Below are 17,549 nucleotides of genomic sequence, written 5' to 3'. Positions count from 1 at the left end.
GAAACAGGCCAAGGCCCTCAGCAGCTCTGGCGATCCACCAGGGTAAAACCGGTATCGACCTGAACCGGGTCTGCTACCCCGGCAGGGTATTTGAAGCGGTCGAGCAGTGCCCGCGCCACCTGGTTACCAATGTGGGTGCCGTCAACCCTTACAGTGGAGAGCGCCGGGTAAACCTGGGCGGCGCTGGTCAGGTCACCGAAGCCCATCACCGCCATGCCTGCCGGCACCAGAATACCGCGGCTCGCCGCCTCGGCCAGTACACCTTGGGCGATGGTGTCGGAACTGCACACCACCACCTCGGGCGTTTCACCGGTGCTCAGCAGTTGGCGCAGCCCTTCTCGCCCGACCTCCAGCGTTGCAGGTGGGGGCAGCACGTGTACAGGCACCTGATGGACGCCGTGCAGGGCCAGTTCGGCAACCAGGCTGTTGCAGCGGCGCAAGCCGCGCGGGTCGCCAAGGGTGATAACCGAGAAGCGCTGGTAGCCTTTGCCCAGCAAATGCCTGGCAATCGCCTGCCCTACCGCCTCGTGGGAAAACCCCACCTGCATGTCGAGTGGCGCGTCGCTCAAGTCCCACGCCTCGACCACGGGTATGCCGGACTGCACCAGGCGCTGGCGACTTGCCTCGGTGTGCAGTGTGCCGGTCAGCACAACCCCGTCAGGGCGGCGGCCCAGCACCGTTTCCAGCAGCTTTTCTTCTTTTTCGGCCGAATAGCCGGTCAAGCCCAGCAGGGTTTGATAGCCCGCTTCGTCCAGCCGGTCCATCAGGGCCTGAATGGTTTCGGCGAAGATCGAGTTGGCGATGGTTGGCAAGAAGATCGCGACCAGGCGGGTTTTGTTGCTGGCCAGCGCGCCCGCCAGCATGTTCGAGACGTACCCCGTTTGCCGAACGGCCTCGAGCACTTTCTCGCGCATCTTCTGGCTGACGACTTCCGGCCGGTTCAACGCCCTGGACACGGTGATCGGAGATACTCCGGCAACCTTGGCCACGTCGATCAAGGTCAGCGCGGATCCCTTTTTAGTGCCAGTTGCACCGCTGGCTGGCGGGGTGGCAGGGGGTTTCTTGGTCATGGCGGGTCCGGGTTTGAGGCGTTGACGAGGAGCAGCGGTGAGCATCACCTGCACGCAGCACGATACCCGTTAGCCTCGCGAATCGCCACACGCCCGGCCGCTGGCGCGTTCCGTCCTCAGATGGCCGAAGGATGGGTGCACAGCCCATTCACTTCGATGTCCATGTAGGGGAACAGCGGCAGTTGCATCAACGTGTCGTGCAGTGCTTCTACGCTCGGCACATCGAACACGCTGTAATTGGCGTAGTGCCCGGCGATACGCCACAGGTGGCGCCAGGTGCCTTCGCGCTGCAGGCGCTGGGCCAGTTCCTTCTCGTCGGCCTTCAGTTGCGCGGCCTTGGCCGGGTCCATGTCATGCGGCAGTTTCACCGTCATCTTCACGTGGAACAGCATGGGAATCTCCTTGCATCATCATTAATGGCCGGGGCCTTGTAGGAGCGGCTTTAGCCGCGAACACCGGCGAAGCCGGTGCCATCCACCGAGTTGCCTGCATCGCGGCTGAAGCCGCTCCTACAGGGCTGGGTGTTTTCTTCAATGGCGGGCGAAGCGCTTCAGTTGTGCCTCGTCCAAGGCCAGGCCCAAGCCAGGCGTGTTCGGCACATGCAATTCGAAGTCGCGATATACCGGCGCCTCACTGACAACGTCTTCGGTCAGCAGCAATGGGCCGAACAACTCGGTGCCCCAGGTCAGCTGCTTCAGGGTCAGGAAGGCATGGGCTGACGCCAGGGTACCAATCGTGCCTTCGAGCATGGTCCCACCGTACAGCGCAATGCCTGCCGCCTCGGCAATCTGCGCCGTACGCAACACAGCACGCGGGCCACCGTTTTTGGCAATCTTCAAGGCGAATACACTGGCCGCACCGTCCGCCGCCAAGCTGAAAGCGTCTTCGACGCTCTCGATGCTTTCGTCGGCCATGATCGGCGCCGGGCTGCGCTGGCTCAGGCGCACCTGGCCGGCCCGGTTGATGCGCGCAATCGGCTGTTCAATCAACTCGACGCCGTTGTCGCCGAGCACCCGGCACACATGAATGGCCTGGGACTCGTCCCAGTGCTGGTTGACGTCCACCCGCACACTGGCGCGCTCGCCCAACTCGCGCTTGATCGCCAGCACATGCTTGAGGTCTTGCTGCAGCGGGTTGGCGCCGATCTTCAGCTTGAACACCCGATGGCGGCGGATTTCCAGCATGTGCTCGGCCTCGGCGATGTCCCGGGCAGTGTCACCGCTGGCCAGCGTCCAGGCCACCTCAAGGCTGTCGCGCACGCGCCCGCCCAGCAGTTCGCTCACCGCCAGCCCCAAGCGCTTGCCTTGAGCATCGAGCAGCGCGCTTTCGATACCTGATTTGGCAAAGGTGTTGCCCTTGGCGATTTTGTCGAGCCGCTGCATGGCCGCGTTGATGTTGTCTGCCGGCTGGCCGACCAGGGCTGGCGCAAGGTGGGCATCGATGTTGGCCTTGATGCTCTCCGGGCTTTCGTAACCATACGCCAGGCCGCCGATGGTGGTGGCCTCACCAATGCCTTCACTGCCATCGGAGCAGCGCAGGCGAATCACCACCAGGGTTTGCTGCTGCATGGTATGCATCGCCAGCTTGTGCGGGCGAATGGTCGGCAGGTCGACGATCAACGTCTCCAGGCGCTCGATCAGGCTGATGCTCATCGGTCAGGGTATCCAGTGTGCTGTTGAGTTCTCAAAGGATTGCGCAACCGGCCTGGCACGGTCCAATATCGAGTTCATCTGCCACGATACCCTGGGGGTATGATGGAACTTCGCCACTTGCGCTACTTCAAGGTGCTGGCCGAAACGTTGAATTTCACCCGCGCCGCCGAACTGCTGCACATCGCCCAGCCGCCCTTGAGCCGGCAGATCAGCCAGCTTGAGGAACAACTTGGCACCCTGCTGGTGGAACGTGAACGCCCCCTGCGCCTGACCGAGGCCGGGCGTTTTTTTTACGAGCAGACCTGCACGGTATTGCGCCAACTGGAACACATCGAGGCCAACACCCGGCGCATCGGCCAGGGCCAGCAACAGTGGCTGGGCATCGGTTTTGCGCCATCAACCCTGTATGACCAGTTGCCAGAGCTGATTCGCGAACTGCGCCGTGACGGGGAACTGCAGCTTGGGCTTAAAGAGATGACCACGGTGCAACAGGTGGACGCGCTGAAAAGCGGCCACATCGACATCGGTTTCGGGCGCATTCGCATCGACGACCCGGCGATTGTCCAGCAAGTGCTGTGCGAAACACCGCTGGTGGCCGTATTGCCTGCCGGGCACCCGCTGTCGGGCAGCGTGCTGACCCTGGAACAATTGGCCAGCGAGCCCTTCGTGCTGTACCCCGCCACCCCGCGCCCCAGCTATGCCGACCACATCCTTGCGCTATTCGCACACCACGGCCTGAGTATCACGGTGTGCCAGTGGAGCAACGAACTGCAGACTGCGCTGGGCCTGGTGGCCGCTGGCCTGGGCGTAACGATGGCACCCGCGGCGGTGCGCCTGCAGCACCGCCCGGACATCACCTACGCAACCCTGGCGGACGCCGACGCAGTCAGCCCGATCATCCTGAGCCGGCGCAAGGGTGATGTCAGCCCGCTGCTGCAGCGCTGCCTGCAGTTCATGGAGCACCTCGGCAAGCCTGGCGTCTGAACGCGCAGTCAATTGGACAGTGCGTTGTACAGGGTATCCACCAACGCGCGCACCTTGGGCAGTGACTGCCGGCTCTTGAGCCAGGCGATATTGATAGGTAAACCGCTGGTGGTCAGTTCAGGCAGGATGTGAACCAACGTACCTTCATCCAAGTGCGCTTGCACCAGCCAGGTGGGCAGTTGGGCAATCCCCAACCCGGCCAGCACCATCGCCAACTGGCCTTGGGCGTCGCCGATGGCGATGCGCCCCGGGATGATTCGCTGTTCGCCATCGCCAGCCTGCGGACCCGGGAAGTGAAGTGGATACACCCCGCCGTCATTGCGTCCATAGAGCACGCAGCCATGCTCATGCAAGTCTCGCTCGGTGGTTGGCTCGCCCTTGCGCTGCAGGTAATCGGGGGCCGCGCAAAAGATCTGGCGCTGAACACCGATCAGGCGCCGCTCAACCCCGGCCGGCCAGGTTTCAGGGCCGCCAATGCGAACCAGAACGTCTATGCCCTCTTCCACCTGGTCAACAAAGCGATCGGTGAGCGTAATGTGCGGCATGAGCAATTCATGCTCGGCGATAAAGTCGATGAGCACTGGCATGACCCGCAGTTTGCCGTATGACGCAGGCAGGTCGATGCGCACCCTGCCACGGGGCTCGGTCTGGTCGGCGTGCATGTCCAGTTCGGCCTCATCAAGCGCAGCCAGCATGCGCTTGCAGGTCTGGTAGTAGTTCTGCCCCGGGTCTGACAGGGCCAGGCGCCGGGTAGTGCGTTCGAACAGTTTGATGCCCAGCCGTTCTTCCAGGCGCGCGATGCTTTTGCTGACGGCGGACGTGGTCAGGCTCAGGCGCTCGGCCGCTGCCGTGAAGCTGCCCGCCTCGGCGACACACACAAACACGACCAAACCCTTAAAACGTTGCTCGCTCAGCACGCCTCACCCATTGTTGAATTTTTTTCGCATTGATTATTGCTTAAATACCGAAGATGGTAATTTTTTTCCAGTATAACCTCCTGCCGAAAATTTCGGTCTGGAGTACCCGCTCATGCATGCCGCCACGGCGCCAATACCCGAGGCAACTGATGCTCGTGCAAACATCAGTATCCTCATGCTTACCCTCGCAGCTTTCGCTGTACTCACCACCGAATTCATCATCCTGGGCATCCTCCCCGGCTTGGCCCAGGACCTTGACATCAGCATTGCCAAAGCGGGCCAACTGGTCAGCGTGTTTGCGCTGACCGTGATGCTGGTGGGCCCGTTTCTGACGGCGGCGATTTCCCATTGGGACCGCAAGAAGCTCTTTATCGGCATCCTGATCATCTTTGCCGTGTCCAATGCGCTGTCTGCCCTGGCCACGGGCTTCTGGGCAATGGCATTGTCACGGGTGCTGGCGGCGGCCCTGCTACCGGTATTCTGGGGCACGGCCAGTGAATCGGCGGCGCAACTGGCAGGCAAAGGCAATGAAGGCAAGGCGGTTGCCCGGGTTTATCTGGGCATTACGGCGGCCTTCGTGTTCGGGATCCCGCTGGGTACGCTGGCCGCGAATGCCCTTGGCTGGCGCGGCACCTTCTGGCTCATTTCCGGCCTTTGCCTGGCGATTGCCCTACTGATGTGGGCACTGCTGCCGCAACTGCCAACAGTACCGAAACGGCCTGCCGGCGAGCGGCAGACGGTGATTCTGAAAGACCCCGGGTTTGTGCTGCATGTGCTGCTGTCCGTGGTGGTGTTCAGCGCCATGTTCACGGCCTATACCTACCTGGCCGATATCCTTGAACGGCTTGCACACGTGCCTGCTGCTCAAGTTGGCTGGTGGCTGATGGGCTTCGGCGCCGTGGGCATGCTCGGCAATGCCGTCGGTGGCCGGCTGGTGGACCGTAGCCCGCTTGGCGCGACCATCTTGTTGTTGATCGCCCTCGGCGTGGGGATGGCTGGCGCAGCGCCAGCGGTCGATAGCACGTGGCTGTTGGTGGTGGCCCTGGCGGCCTGGGGCATTGCCTATACCGCACTCTTCCCTGTTTGCCAGGTGCGGGTGATGATCGCGGGGGCCAGGGCGCAAGCATTGGCTGGCACCCTCAACGTGTCCGCCGCCAACGGCGGGATCGCCGTGGGCGCGGCCATAGGCGGTGCGACCATCGAGCATCTGGGCCTGGCTACACTGGGCTGGGTTGGCGCTGCCATCGCCTTGCTGGCAGTGGCGTTGGCTACGGCTCTGCTGGTTCGTGATTTAGGCGCTTGATGCCAGGCTGGCTATCCTTGAGGTAGCTGGGGAGCCCTGTAGCTTCACTGCCCGCAAAGGAAGCTTGGCAGTGGCTCTGAAAACAAAAACAAGAAAGACGTGAGCACCATGAACATTCTCTACGACGAGCGCGTCGACGGGGCACTTGGCCGGGTGGACAAAAGCGCGCTGCTCAACCATTTGAGCAGTGCCATACCCGACCTGGAAATCCTCCACGCACAGGAAGACCTCAAACCTTACGAATGCGATGGGTTGTCCGCATACCGGGTGGTGCCATTGCTGGTCGTGCTGCCGCACCGCATCGATCAGGTCCAGGCATTGCTGAGGCTGTGCCATGCACTGAAGGTTCCCGTGGTGGCCCGTGGTGCAGGTACCGGGCTTTCCGGCGGTGCGCTGCCGCTGGAGCAAGGTATCTTGCTGGTGATGGCCCGCTTCAACCGTATCCTCGAGGTGAACCCGCAAGGGCGCTTCGCTCGGGTGCAACCGGGCGTGCGTAACCTGGCCATCTCTCAGGCAGCCGCGCCGCATGGCCTCTACTACGCCCCCGATCCTTCCTCGCAAATTGCCTGTTCGATCGGTGGCAATGTCGCTGAAAACGCCGGTGGCGTGCACTGCCTGAAATACGGGCTGACAGTGCACAACCTGCTCAAGGTCGACATCCTTACCATTGAGGGCGAGTTCATGACCTTGGGCAGCGATGCGCTGGATACCCCGGGTTTTGACTTGCTGGCGCTGTTCACCGGGTCCGAAGGCATGCTTGGCATCGTTACCGAAGTCACCGTCAAGCTGCTGCCAAAACCTCAGGTGGCGCGCGTGCTGCTGGCCAGCTTCGACTCGGTGGAAACAGCCGGCCGCGCGGTGGCCGACATCATATCGGCCGGGATCATTCCCGGCGGCCTGGAGATGATGGACAACCTGTCTATCCGCGCCGCCGAAGATTTCATTCATGCAGGCTACCCGGTAGAGGCAGCCGCCATCCTGCTGTGCGAACTCGACGGCGTGGAAGCGGATGTTCGGGACGACTGCGAGCGCGTCGACTCTGTGCTCAAGGCCGCCGGTGCCACCGAGGTGCGCCTGGCCTGCGACGAGGCCGAGCGCGCGCGGTTCTGGGCCGGGCGCAAGAACGCCTTCCCCGCCGTAGGGCGCATTTCCCCGGACTATTACTGCATGGACGGCACCATCCCACGGCGAGCACTGCCTGAGGTGCTCAAGGGCATCGCTGCGCTTGGCGCGGAGTATGGCCTGCGGGTCGCCAACGTGTTCCACGCGGGCGACGGCAACATGCACCCGCTGATCCTGTTCGATGCCAACCAACCCGGCGAACTGGAACGCGCGGAAGCGCTGGGGGGCAAGATCCTTGAACTGTGCGTGGCCGTCGGCGGCAGCATCACCGGCGAGCACGGCGTGGGCCGAGAGAAGATCAACCAGATGTGCGCCCAGTTCAACAGCGACGAGTTGACCTTGTTCCACGCCGTCAAGCATGCCTTCGACCCGCACGGCCTGCTCAACCCGGGCAAGAACATCCCCACGCTGCAACGCTGCGCCGAGTTCGGCTCGATGCACATCCACCACGGCAAATTACCGTTTCCGGAACTGGAGCGCTTCTGATGCCACACGATCACGACGCCAGCACCGCACTGCTGGACCAGGTCAATCAGGCGCTGAGCGCGCGCACCCCGCTAAGGATCCAGGGTGGCAACAGCAAGGCCATGCTGGGCCGCCCCGTCACGGGCGAAGTGCTCGATACCCGTGTTCATCGAGGCATCGTCAGCTACGACCCGACCGAACTGGTACTCACCGCGCGGGCCGGTACGCCGCTGGTCGAAATCGAGGCAGCGCTGGAAGCCAAAGGCCAGATGATGCCGTTCGAACCCCCGCACCTGGGTGGCCATGCCACGCTTGGCGGCATGGTTGCAGCGGGGCTGTCGGGGCCTCGCCGACCTTGGGCAGGTTCGGTACGCGACTACGTGCTGGGTACCCGGGTCATTACCGGGCACGGCAAGCTGCTGCGCTTCGGTGGTGAGGTGATGAAAAACGTCGCCGGTTACGATGTGTCGCGCCTCATGGCCGGCAGCTTCGGCTGCCTCGGGATACTGGTCGATGTGTCGCTCAAAGTGCTGCCCAAACCACGCGCCAGCCACAGCCTGCGCTTGCCAATGGCGGTGGACCAGGCCTTGGCTGAACTGGCCGAATGGGGGCAGCAACCCCTACCGATCACCGCTGCCTGTCACGATGGCGAAGCCTTGCACCTGCGCCTGGAGGGCGGTGCAGGTTCGGTCGCATCGGCAGCTGACCGTCTTGGAGGTGACGCGCTGGACAGCCGCTACTGGGCAGACCTGCGCGAGCAGCGCCTGGCGTTCTTTGCCGGTGACGAACCGCTGTGGCGGTTATCGCTGCCAAACAACTGCCCGCCCCTGCCTCTGCCCGGCCGACAACTGCTGGACTGGGGCGGCGCGCAACGTTGGCTGAAATCCGACGCCAGCGCTGCACAAATCCGCGAAGTGGTGGCCAAGGCCGGTGGCCACGCCACGCTGCACCGGCTGGACCCGGCAGGTTTCCATCCGCTGGCTGCCCCGCTGCTGCGCTACCACCGCAACCTGAAACAGCAACTCGACCCCCAGGGTATCTTCAACCCTGGCCGCCTGTACGCCGACGTGTGAGCACGCCATGCAAACCAACCTGAGCGAACAAGCCAAACACCTGCCGCGCGCCGAAGAGGCCGAGCGCATCCTGCGCTCTTGTGTGCACTGCGGGTTCTGCACGGCCACGTGCCCTACCTATCAGTTGCTGGGCGACGAACTGGACGGGCCACGGGGGCGCATCTACCTGATCAAGCAGGTGCTCGAAGGCCAGCCTGTCACCGCCAAGACCCAGGCGCACCTGGACCGTTGCCTGACCTGCCGCAATTGCGAAACCACCTGCCCTTCCGGCGTTGAGTACCACCACTTGCTGGATATCGGCCGCGCCGTGGTCGAGCAAGCAGTGCAGCGCCCGCTTGGCGAGCGCCTGGTGCGCGAGGGGCTGCGCGCCGTGGTACCGCGCCCTGGCCTGTTCAAGGCCCTGGCCCGCACCGCCAAGGCTGTGCGCCCCCTGCTGCCACAAGCGTTGCGTACCAAGTTGCCGGGCCAGGTGCCTGCGGCCAGGCCGCGCCCCACAACGCTGCATGCGCGCCGGGTATTGATGCTTGAAGGCTGCGTGCAGCCAGCCCTGTCACCCAACACCAATGCGGCGGCAGCTCGGGTACTCGATCGGCTGGGCATTTCGGTCACGCCCGCGCCCGAAGCCGGCTGCTGCGGCGCGGTGGACTACCACCTCAATGCCCAGGCAACAGGCATGGCGCGCGCCCGGCGCAATATCGACGCCTGGTGGCCAGCCATTGAAGCAGGTGCCGAAGCCATCGTGCAGACCGCCAGCGGTTGTGGCGCCTTCGTGCGCGATTACGGCCACCTGCTCGAACACGACACGGCCTACGCCGCCAAGGCGGCCAAGGTCAGTGCGCTGGCCCGTGATCTGGTTGAAGTACTGCGCGATGAGCCGCTGGAAAAGCTCGAAATCGAAGCCCACAAGCGCCTGGCCTTCCATTGCCCGTGCACACTGCAGCATGCACAGAAGCTCGGTGGCGCCGTCGAAGACGTACTCGGCCGATTGGGTTTCAGCCTTACGGCTGTACCCGATAGCCATCTGTGTTGTGGCTCGGCCGGCACGTATTCCCTGACGCAGCCCGAGCTCGCCCTGCAGTTGCGGGAAAACAAGCTCAACGCGCTGGAAAGCGGCAACCCGCAGGTCATCGTCACCGCCAACATCGGCTGCCAGGCCCACCTTGGTAGCGCCGGGCGTACCCCGGTGCGCCATTGGATCGAGGTAGTCGAAGAAGCGCTCACGTAGCGGATGAGCGTGGTGCTAGCTAAGGGCACATGTTCATGCAGCCCTTGCGAACCACCACGCTGGCAGTATCAGAAATGCACTTTAACCAGCGCACTCAACGCATTCTGGTCTGTCGGGAACCCATGGCTGTCCTCGATCCCGTACTTGTCCGACCAGTAGTCCCACTCGATACCGGCATAAAAATGCTTCGGCGCAAGCCCCACGGCCTTGCCCACGTCGTACTTGATTTGCGGGTTGAAGTGGAAGCTCTTGGCCACGTAGTCCGGCGTGCCTTTGGTGCCCACGTCGTTGACGTACCACTCCAGGTAGCCGTCGAACAGAATGTCCGAACGCCCCAGCGGAATCGTCATTGCCCAGGTGGGGTTGATCTGCCACTGCCCGGAGGCTTTGCCGGTAATGCCATCGGGCTTGCGGTAGTAGGTGTTCAGCGAGAAGCGGTCGAAGCCGGGCAGGTCCAGGTCTACGGCCGGCCCCAGCAGGTACTTGCGGTTGCGGCCCTCGCCGCGCTCGTAGGTGGCCGCCACCAGCACGTCCCGCACGATGCCGTAACGCAGCTTGTGACCGCTGACCTTGCCCAGCGACAGGCGCGGCGAAAATTCGCCGTAGTAGGTGTGGCCGTCATTCCCGGAAAGGCCATTGGACCACTTGTTGTCGACGAACAGGAACACATCGCCCCAGGTCCAGCCGCTGGCATGCTCGTAGGTGATGGTCTGCTGGATGTCGTTGCCGGTGCCATCGACTTTGTAATTGTGCCCGTACAGGTAACTCAGGCTGTTGTCGCTCCACAGCAGCGGGCTTGCCTGGGCGCTGGCAGCGGCCATGGCCAGCAGGGGAAGGCAGCGCAGCGTGCAAAGACGGTTCGGTTTCATGTGCATCCCTTGGTCCTGATCGTTGAGGTGGACCCGGCAAAGGATGCAGCGCAGCGGACGAACACTCCCCTGGCCCCGGCCGTTGCCGAGGCGCCACCCTTGCCGGGTGGGCGGCGCAAGGCCGCCAGAGCAATGTCCCATGCCGTTACCGGCACTGACCGCTTCTACTCAGGTCAGCCACAAGCACGGGGCGTGCCAACTGATCGAATACACATGAAGCAAGGATTGTAAGCAATCTGAGTATTTATTGAACACTCAAACAATCAAGATTGCGCACTTTATTGGCGCTTCTGCGCCTGCATCTGCACCGTCACGAATCACGCCCGCACACCCTCCATGCACTTGCAGGCCCCGGCAGCGCTGGCTTGAGGGCTTTGAGCGAACTGGCACGCTTCTGGCTACATCCGTTGCCGAGTAGAAGCGGTCAGTGCCGATGCCGGCATGGGACATTGCTCTTGCGCCCCCGTTGGGGGCGTTCATCCGTGCGGATGGTTGAACGCAGCCTTGATGGCGGCGGGCAAGAGAGCAGCTTCACCCCGCTACACCCCTCTCTCCCCGCGTTCCCACCCCACGGCGATCTTGGAATCGAGGTGGAGAACACAACATGAACACTCGCTTTGCCCTGGGTCACCCGCTTCACTCGCTGCTGGCTGCCGTGAGCCTGGCGATCACACCCCATGCCCTGGCCAATGAACCGGTGGTGCTGCTGACCTCCTGGTATGCACAGGCCGAACAGGGTGGCTTCTATCAGGCGCTGGCCGACGGCCTGTATGCGCAGGAAGGCCTCGATGTGACCATCCGCATGGGTGGCCCGCAGGTCAACGGCATGCAGCTGCTGGTCAGCAAGCAGGCCGACTTCATCGTCAACTACGACCTGCAGATCCTCAAGAGCGTTGAACAGGGCCTGCCGGTGGTGGCGGTGGCCGCGCCGTTCCAGGGCGACCCCCAAGGCCTGATGACCCACGCCGACGTGGGCGGCCTGGACGGGCTGGCCGGCAAGCAGGTGCTGGTGTCCACCTCTGGCCAGCAGACCTGGTGGCCGTGGCTCAAGGGCAAATACCGGCTGGCCGACGACCAGGCTCGGCCCTACACCTTCAACCTGCAGCCGTTCCTGGCCAACCCGCAAACCACCCAGCAGGCCTATGCCAGCTCCGAGCTGTTCCAGGCCACCAAGGCCGGCGCAAACCCCAACTTCTTCCTGTTCGCCGATGCCGGTTACCCACCCTATGGCTCCACCGTGGCGACCCGTCAGGAGCTGATCGAACAACACCCCGAGCGGGTGCAGCGCTTTGTGCGTGCCTCGATGGAAGGGTGGAAGCGCTACCTGGAAAACCCCGCTGCCGGCAACGCACTGATCAAGCGCGACAACCCCAACATGAGCGACGAACTGCTGGCCTGGGGCGTCTCCACCCTCAAGCAGTACCGCCTGGTAACCGGCGGCGAGGCGGCAAGCCAGGGCATCGGCACCATGAGCGACGCACGCTGGCAGGCCACCCGCGACTTCATGGTCGAGGCCGGCCTGCTGGGCGCCACCGCGCCCTGGCAAAAGGCCTACACCACCCGCTTCGTGCAACAGCTGAACGTGCTGCCCAGCGCCGAACAGGCCGCCAGCCGCTGAAACCCCATAACAAAAGCCAAAAGCCTTGAGGACACCTGATCATGCTGGTCACCAAACAACCTGTACTGCGCCGTTTCTGGTATGCCCTGCTGCCGCTGACCGACCTGGACGACGGCCCCAAGCCCTTCACCCTGCTGGGCGAGCCACTGGTGCTGTGGAAACGCCCCGACGGCACCCCGGTGGCGATGCGTGACCGCTGCTGCCACCGCACTGCCCGGCTCTCCAAAGGTTTCGTCAGCGAGGACGGCAACATCGCCTGCGGTTACCACGGCTGGGAATATGACTGCAGCGGCACCTGCGTGAAAATCCCGCAGAACCCGGACGGCGCCATCCCCCCAGGCGCCGCGGTCAAGGCCTACCACTGCCAGGCCCGCTACGGTTACGCCTGGGTCGCCCTGGACGATCCGCTGCAACCGATCCCGGACTTCCCTGAAGACGGCGCCCCCGGTTACCGGCGCATCTTCCAGTTTTACGAAGAGTGGAAAACCAGCCCGCTGCGGGTGATGGAAAATTCCTTCGACAACTCGCATTTTTCCTTCGTGCACAAGGCCAACTTCGGCCTTTTCGACCAGCCACAGCCGGCCAGCTACGAATTTCGCGAAACCGACTACGGCTTCGAGGCCGAAACCCGGGTGCCGATCCGCAACCCCGAGCAGAGCTTCCGCATCACCGGCACCACGGCGCCGATCACCCAGCGCCACCTGGTCAACCGCTACTACCTGCCGTTCTCCCGGCGCTTTGGCTGCATGTACCCGGACAGCGGCATCCATCACATCATCTACAACTGCGCCACGCCCATCGACGACGGCCGGCTGATGCTGGTGCAGTGGCTGTACCGCAACGACAGCGAAGCCCAATGCTCCACCCAGGAACTGATCGACTGGGACGCGGCAATCACCGCCGAGGACCGCGACATTCTCGAGGCCACCGACCCGGACGCCTGCGTCGACACCCGCCGCCGGGTCGAACTGCACATGCCTTCGGACAAGCCCGGGCTGGTGATCCGCCGCCAGTTGCTGGGCCTGCTCGAAGCCCATGGCGAGAGCGAAGTGTTTCTCAGCCACTGAACCGCCGTTCAACGCCCCGGTGCGCCGGGGCATTCATCAGCGCTCATGACCCACGGGGAGAGCGAAATGTTGATGCAGACCCTGTCCACGGCCGCGGCCCAGCCGCAGCCCCTGTCTACCGCCGTCGGGCTGGACACCCCCTTGTTCGCCAACCAGGTGGAGAAGACCTACGCAAACGGTACCCATGCCCTGAACCGCGTCAAGCTGGCGATCCAGCGCGGTGAATTCGTCTCGTTGTTGGGCCCGTCAGGCTGCGGCAAGAGCACCTTGCTGAAAATGTTCGCAGGGCTTGAACAGCCCAGCGCCGGCCATGTGCGCTGGTGGGGCAAGGATGCCCCGGGCCAAGGCCTGGCCATGGTGTTCCAGGAAGCCACCCTGATGCCCTGGGCCAAGGTTCACGACAACGTGCGCCTGCCCCTGGACCTTGCCGGCCTGCCCAAAGCCCAGAGCCAGCCCCGGGTGCAAGCCGCTCTGGAACTGGTTGGCCTGGGCAACTTCGGCAATGTCTACCCCCGCGAGCTGTCCGGCGGCATGCAGATGCGCGCCTCCATCGCCCGGGCGCTGGCCACCGAGCCCAACCTGCTGCTGATGGACGAGCCCTTCGGCGCGCTGGACGAGTTCACCCGCAACAAGCTCGACAGCGACCTGCGCCAGTTATGGGCCGAACGCGACCTGACGGTGGTGTTCGTCACCCACAGCATCTTCGAGGCGGTGTACCTGTCGTCACGCGTGATCGTGATGGGTGCGCGCCCCGGCCGGGTGATCGCCGATGTGGCCATCGACGGGCCGCTGGAGCGCGACGAGGCCTACCGCACCTCACCGGCGTTCATCGAGCAGTGCGCACATCTGTCCCGGCTGTTGGCCCAGGCCAACAGCGGCCATTGCTGAGGGCATGACCATGAAACATACCTTGCGTAACCCCGTCGTGCTGCGCATTGCCTCACCGCTGCTGGTCGGCCTGGTGCTGCTTGGCCTGTGGCAGATGGCGTGCGTTGCCTGGCAGGTGCCGGCGTATCTGGTGCCTGCGCCTGCCGACATCGGCCGTACACTGGTGGCCGATGGCCCACTGCTGCTGGGGGCCTTGTGGATGACGTTGAAGATCACCTTCCTGTCATTCGCCCTGGCCGTGGTCATCGGCACATTGGCCGCATTCGTGTTCGTGCAGAGCCGCGTGCTTGAAGCCAGCCTGTTCCCCTATGCCATCCTGCTGCAAGTGACCCCGGTGGTGGCCATCGCACCGCTGATCATCATCTGGTGCAGTGACACCACGCTGGCTCTGGTGATTTGCGCGACCCTGGTGGCGATCTTCCCGATCATCGCCAACACCGTGCTGGGCCTGCGCAGCGTCAACGCCGGGCTGCTCAACCTGTTCCGCCTGAACCGCGCCAGCCGCTGGCAGGTGCTGCTGCGCCTGCGCATTCCCAGCGCGCTGCCATGCTTCTTCGCAGGGCTGCGCATCGCCAGCGGCCTGGCGCTGATCGGCGCGGTGGTGGCCGAATTTGTCGCGGGGACCGGGGGCACCGGTGCGGGCCTTGCCTATCAAATCCTGCAGGCCGGTTTTCAACTGAACATCCCACGGCTGTTTGCAGCCCTGGTGCTGATTGCCTTGACCGGTGTCGCGCTGTTCAGCCTGATGGCGCTGCTCGCCCGCCTGAGCCTGCGCCACTGGCACGAAAGCGAACTGGGCTGAATCGACATGGAGCCGAACATGAAACACGCCGACAGCTGGCTGATCCGCAATGCCAGCGCCATCCTCACCGGCCTGCGCGGCGCCGCCGCACGCCATGCCGGGCCCGACATCCGCATCACCCGGGGGCGCATCGCCGCCCTCGGTTCACTGGCCCCGATGCCGGGCGAGCAGGTGCTTGATGCCACCGATTGCGTGGTGTACCCCGGTTGGGTGAACACCCATCACCACCTGTTCCAGTCGCTGCTCAAGGGCATCCCGGCCGGCATCGACCAGAGCCTGGGCGGCTGGCTGGGCGCGGTGCCCTATCGCTACCGCGGGCTGTTCAACGCCGAGCACTTGCGGCTGGCCGCGCGCATCGGCCTGGTGGAGCTGGCCCGCTCCGGTTGCACCACGTTAGCCGACCATCACTACCTGTACTTGCCGGGCATGGCGTTTGATGGCGCGCAGATCCTTTTCGAAGAAGCCGAACAACTGGGCCTGCGCTTCGTCCTGTGCCGGGGCGGCGCTACCCAGGTGCGCCAGGCCGAGGGCGCCGCTGCCGCCGGGCCGGAAACCCTCGGCCAATACCTGGACGACGTGCAGCGCCTGGTGCGCGAGTACCACGACCCCGCCGCCGACGCCTGGCGCCGGGTGGTCATGGCGCCCACCAGCCCGCCCTACTCCATGCCACCTGAGCACCTGCGCGAAACCGCGCGGGTCGCACGCCAGCTGGGCATTCGCCTGCACAGCCACCTGAGCGAAACCGTCGAGTACCAGCACGACATCCACAGCCACCACGGCATGTCGCCAGTGGCGTTCTGCGCCGAACAGGGCTGGCTCGGGCCAGACGTGTGGTTCGCTCACCTGGTCAAGCTCAGCCCCGAGGAAATCCGCCTGCTGGGCGCCACCGGCACCGGCGTCGCCCACTGCCCGCAGAGCAATGGCCGGTTGGGCAGCGGCATCGCCGATATCGTCGCCATGGAAGCGGCGGGCATGGCCGTGTCGATCGGCGTGGATGGCGCGGCGTCCAACGAGGCCTGCGACATGATCAGCGAAACCCACGCCGCCTGGCTGCTGCAACGGGCCAAGGCTGGCGAACGCGCCCTGCCCCGCTACCAGGGTGGCGACCACGAAGGCGGCGCCCACGTGGCTCAGGTAGAAGACGTGGTGCGCTGGGGCACCGCTGGCGGCGCACAGGTGCTCGGGCTTGACGCCGTGGGCACGCTGCAAGTGGGCATGGCGGCGGACCTTGCCCTGTATAAACTGGACCAGCCCCGCTACTTCGGCCTGCACGACCTGGGAATCGCCCCGGTGGTGGGCGGCGGCAGGCCAACCCTGCGAGCCTTGCTGGTAGGTGGTCGGCTGCGGGTTATGGACGACCAGTTGCCAGGGCTCGACTTGGCACAACTGCAGCACCAGGCGCGGCAAGCCGTGTTGCAGTTGCAGCGTGCTGCGGGGTTACGGGCATGAGCTGGACATCGCTGCAAGTGCAGGCACTGCGCCTGGAAAGCCAGGACGTGCTGGGTGTTGAACTGGTCGCGCCAGAGGCGGCACCGCTGCCCTTCGACTGGTCGCCCGGCGCCCATGTGGACCTGCGCCTGGGTAACGGCGTGGTGCGCCAGTACTCGATCATCAGCCTGCCGGAGAGCGGCCACCTGTACCTGGGAATCAAGCGCGAACCGGCCTCACGGGGTGGCTCGCGCTGGCTGCATGAGCAGTTGCGCCTCGGCGCCCGCCTGGACGTGGGTACACCGCGCAACCTGTTCGCCCTGCAACCCGGCCATGGGCCGGTCACCCTGGTGGCGGCCGGCATCGGCATCACCCCACTGCTGCCGATGTACCATCAATGCCGTGCCCAGCAGCGGCCGGTGCGCTTGCTGTACTTCACCCGCGATACCCACCCGGCGCCGTTCATCGCGCGCCTGAATGCGCACATTGAGCACTACGCCGGCCTTGGCGCCGAGCAGATTGCCGACTGCCTGGCCGACCAACTGCCGGGCTGGACGTGTGAGGCCAGCTTGTACACGTGCGGCCCGGCAGGCTTCATGGACTGCGTGCAGCGCGTGGCGCTTACGCGCGGCTGGCCAACGGGCGCCTTGCACCGCGAACACTTCCAGTCCAGTGCACCTGCGGTCTCCAGCGAGCAAGGAAGCCTGTTGGTGCTGCAGCGCAGCGGCAAGGAAGTGCAACTGCAACCACGAGAAAGCCTGGTGCAAGCGGCAGAACGGGTGGGTGTAGCGCTGCCGGTGTCATGCGGCATGGGCATCTGCGGCGCGTGTGTCAGCCGTGTCATCGAGGGCGAACCCGAACACCGCGACGACTACCTCAGCGCAGAGCAACGCGCCAGTGGGCAGTGGATAGCGCCCTGTGTGTCGGGGTGTCGAGGTGCACGGCTGGTGCTCGATGCCTGAAAACGCCCCGACTCGTACGTAATGCTATTCACTTAAGAATGCCGGGGCTGCTGCGCAGCCCCGGCGATCTTGAGTGAACTGCATTATCCGAACGAGTCGGGGCG

Annotated in this window: 16 protein-coding genes; 11 read left to right on the top strand and 5 right to left on the bottom strand. The window is 64.4% G+C overall.

Going from position 1 to position 17,549, the window contains the following annotated elements:
- Window positions 1–17: 17 nt before the first annotated feature.
- From PVV54_RS10150 to PVV54_RS10140, 3 genes are all read right to left on the bottom strand, one after another.
- Complete coding sequence (locus PVV54_RS10150; RefSeq protein WP_274909792.1) at window positions 18–1,070, bottom strand: LacI family DNA-binding transcriptional regulator; 1,053 nt, start codon at window positions 1,068–1,070, stop codon at window positions 18–20.
- Window positions 1,071–1,186: 116 nt separating this feature from the next.
- On the bottom strand, window positions 1,187–1,462 hold the full coding sequence (catC, locus tag PVV54_RS10145) for a muconolactone Delta-isomerase (protein ID WP_274909791.1): 276 nt from the start codon (window positions 1,460–1,462) through the stop codon (window positions 1,187–1,189).
- A 138-nt stretch (window positions 1,463–1,600) separates the two neighbouring features.
- Window positions 1,601–2,722 carry a muconate cycloisomerase family protein gene (locus tag PVV54_RS10140; protein ID WP_274909790.1) on the bottom strand — a complete coding sequence of 374 codons (1,122 nt, stop codon included), beginning with the start codon at window positions 2,720–2,722 and terminating at the stop codon, window positions 1,601–1,603.
- 102 nt (window positions 2,723–2,824) lie between these two features.
- Here PVV54_RS10140 and PVV54_RS10135 point away from each other — a divergent pair, with 102 nt between their 5' ends.
- On the top strand, window positions 2,825–3,706 hold the full coding sequence (locus tag PVV54_RS10135) for a LysR family transcriptional regulator (protein WP_274910417.1): 882 nt from the start codon (window positions 2,825–2,827) through the stop codon (window positions 3,704–3,706).
- Window positions 3,707–3,714: 8 nt separating this feature from the next.
- Here the strand turns inward: PVV54_RS10135 and PVV54_RS10130 are convergent, their stop codons facing one another.
- Window positions 3,715–4,623, bottom strand: a complete 909-nt coding sequence (locus tag PVV54_RS10130; RefSeq protein ID WP_274909789.1) for a LysR family transcriptional regulator — start codon at window positions 4,621–4,623, stop codon at window positions 3,715–3,717.
- Between the two features lie 112 nt (window positions 4,624–4,735).
- Between PVV54_RS10130 and PVV54_RS10125 the strand changes: the two genes are divergently transcribed.
- The 4 genes from PVV54_RS10125 (at window position 4,736) to glcF (ending at window position 9,811) form a co-directional block, all read left to right on the top strand.
- The gene (locus tag PVV54_RS10125) at window positions 4,736–5,926 is read left to right on the top strand and encodes an MFS transporter (RefSeq protein WP_274909788.1); all 1,191 of its coding nucleotides are present in this window, start codon (window positions 4,736–4,738) and stop codon (window positions 5,924–5,926) included.
- A gap of 108 nt (window positions 5,927–6,034) precedes the next feature.
- Window positions 6,035–7,534, top strand: a complete 1,500-nt coding sequence (glcD, locus tag PVV54_RS10120; RefSeq protein WP_274909787.1) for a glycolate oxidase subunit GlcD — start codon at window positions 6,035–6,037, stop codon at window positions 7,532–7,534.
- Window positions 7,534–8,586: a glycolate oxidase subunit GlcE gene (gene glcE, locus PVV54_RS10115; protein WP_274909786.1), complete on the top strand. Its 1,053-nt coding sequence runs from the start codon at window positions 7,534–7,536 to the stop codon at window positions 8,584–8,586. Before glcD ends, glcE begins: the two co-directional genes overlap by 1 nt.
- 7 nt (window positions 8,587–8,593) lie before the next feature.
- Window positions 8,594–9,811, top strand: coding sequence for a glycolate oxidase subunit GlcF (gene glcF / locus PVV54_RS10110; RefSeq protein WP_274909785.1), 1,218 nt, complete (start codon window positions 8,594–8,596; stop codon window positions 9,809–9,811).
- Between the two features lie 68 nt (window positions 9,812–9,879).
- Here the strand turns inward: glcF and PVV54_RS10105 are convergent, their stop codons facing one another.
- Window positions 9,880–10,680, bottom strand: coding sequence for a hypothetical protein (locus PVV54_RS10105; RefSeq protein ID WP_274910416.1), 801 nt, complete (start codon window positions 10,678–10,680; stop codon window positions 9,880–9,882).
- 604 nt (window positions 10,681–11,284) lie between these two features.
- Here PVV54_RS10105 and PVV54_RS10100 point away from each other — a divergent pair.
- The 6 genes from PVV54_RS10100 to PVV54_RS10075 all read left to right on the top strand — a co-directional run bounded on the left by PVV54_RS10100 (window position 11,285) and on the right by PVV54_RS10075 (window position 17,445).
- Window positions 11,285–12,298 carry an ABC transporter substrate-binding protein gene (locus tag PVV54_RS10100; RefSeq protein WP_274909784.1) on the top strand — a complete coding sequence of 338 codons (1,014 nt, stop codon included), beginning with the start codon at window positions 11,285–11,287 and terminating at the stop codon, window positions 12,296–12,298.
- A gap of 41 nt (window positions 12,299–12,339) precedes the next feature.
- Window positions 12,340–13,365 carry an aromatic ring-hydroxylating dioxygenase subunit alpha gene (locus PVV54_RS10095; protein WP_274909783.1) on the top strand — a complete coding sequence of 342 codons (1,026 nt, stop codon included), beginning with the start codon at window positions 12,340–12,342 and terminating at the stop codon, window positions 13,363–13,365.
- 66 nt (window positions 13,366–13,431) lie between these two features.
- Window positions 13,432–14,253 carry an ABC transporter ATP-binding protein gene (locus PVV54_RS10090; RefSeq protein ID WP_274909782.1) on the top strand — a complete coding sequence of 274 codons (822 nt, stop codon included), beginning with the start codon at window positions 13,432–13,434 and terminating at the stop codon, window positions 14,251–14,253.
- Between the two features lie 73 nt (window positions 14,254–14,326).
- On the top strand, window positions 14,327–15,055 hold the full coding sequence (locus PVV54_RS10085) for an ABC transporter permease (RefSeq protein WP_342456615.1): 729 nt from the start codon (window positions 14,327–14,329) through the stop codon (window positions 15,053–15,055).
- A gap of 18 nt (window positions 15,056–15,073) precedes the next feature.
- Window positions 15,074–16,504 carry an amidohydrolase family protein gene (locus PVV54_RS10080; RefSeq protein ID WP_274909780.1) on the top strand — a complete coding sequence of 477 codons (1,431 nt, stop codon included), beginning with the start codon at window positions 15,074–15,076 and terminating at the stop codon, window positions 16,502–16,504.
- Window positions 16,501–17,445, top strand: coding sequence for a PDR/VanB family oxidoreductase (locus PVV54_RS10075; protein ID WP_274909779.1), 945 nt, complete (start codon window positions 16,501–16,503; stop codon window positions 17,443–17,445). Before PVV54_RS10080 ends, PVV54_RS10075 begins: the two co-directional genes overlap by 4 nt.
- The last annotated feature ends 104 nt before the right edge of the window (window positions 17,446–17,549 follow it).

The sequence above is a fragment of the Pseudomonas sp. PSKL.D1 genome (genome assembly GCF_028898945.1).
Lineage (GTDB): Bacteria > Pseudomonadota > Gammaproteobacteria > Pseudomonadales > Pseudomonadaceae > Aquipseudomonas.
The sequence above is the reverse complement of the archived record's forward strand: the minus strand, read 5'-3'. Positions and strand labels throughout refer to the sequence as shown.

Bases quoted from the DNA above. Each gene is read 5' to 3' on its own strand.
- glcE (WP_274909786.1), top strand. From the start codon at position 7,534: ATGCCACACGATCACGACGCCAGCACCGCACTGCTGGACCAGGTCAAT.
- PVV54_RS10105 (WP_274910416.1), bottom strand. From the start codon at position 10,680: ATGAAACCGAACCGTCTTTGCACGCTGCGCTGCCTTCCCCTGCTGGCC.
- PVV54_RS10090 (WP_274909782.1), top strand. From the start codon at position 13,432: ATGTTGATGCAGACCCTGTCCACGGCCGCGGCCCAGCCGCAGCCCCTG.
- PVV54_RS10125 (WP_274909788.1), top strand. From the start codon at position 4,736: ATGCATGCCGCCACGGCGCCAATACCCGAGGCAACTGATGCTCGTGCA.
- PVV54_RS10095 (WP_274909783.1), top strand. From the start codon at position 12,340: ATGCTGGTCACCAAACAACCTGTACTGCGCCGTTTCTGGTATGCCCTG.
- PVV54_RS10100 (WP_274909784.1), top strand. From the start codon at position 11,285: ATGAACACTCGCTTTGCCCTGGGTCACCCGCTTCACTCGCTGCTGGCT.
- PVV54_RS10150 (WP_274909792.1), bottom strand. From the start codon at position 1,070: ATGACCAAGAAACCCCCTGCCACCCCGCCAGCCAGCGGTGCAACTGGC.
- PVV54_RS10080 (WP_274909780.1), top strand. From the start codon at position 15,074: ATGAAACACGCCGACAGCTGGCTGATCCGCAATGCCAGCGCCATCCTC.
- glcD (WP_274909787.1), top strand. From the start codon at position 6,035: ATGAACATTCTCTACGACGAGCGCGTCGACGGGGCACTTGGCCGGGTG.
- PVV54_RS10135 (WP_274910417.1), top strand. From the start codon at position 2,825: ATGGAACTTCGCCACTTGCGCTACTTCAAGGTGCTGGCCGAAACGTTG.
- catC (WP_274909791.1), bottom strand. From the start codon at position 1,462: ATGCTGTTCCACGTGAAGATGACGGTGAAACTGCCGCATGACATGGAC.
- glcF (WP_274909785.1), top strand. From the start codon at position 8,594: ATGCAAACCAACCTGAGCGAACAAGCCAAACACCTGCCGCGCGCCGAA.
- PVV54_RS10075 (WP_274909779.1), top strand. From the start codon at position 16,501: ATGAGCTGGACATCGCTGCAAGTGCAGGCACTGCGCCTGGAAAGCCAG.
- PVV54_RS10140 (WP_274909790.1), bottom strand. From the start codon at position 2,722: ATGAGCATCAGCCTGATCGAGCGCCTGGAGACGTTGATCGTCGACCTG.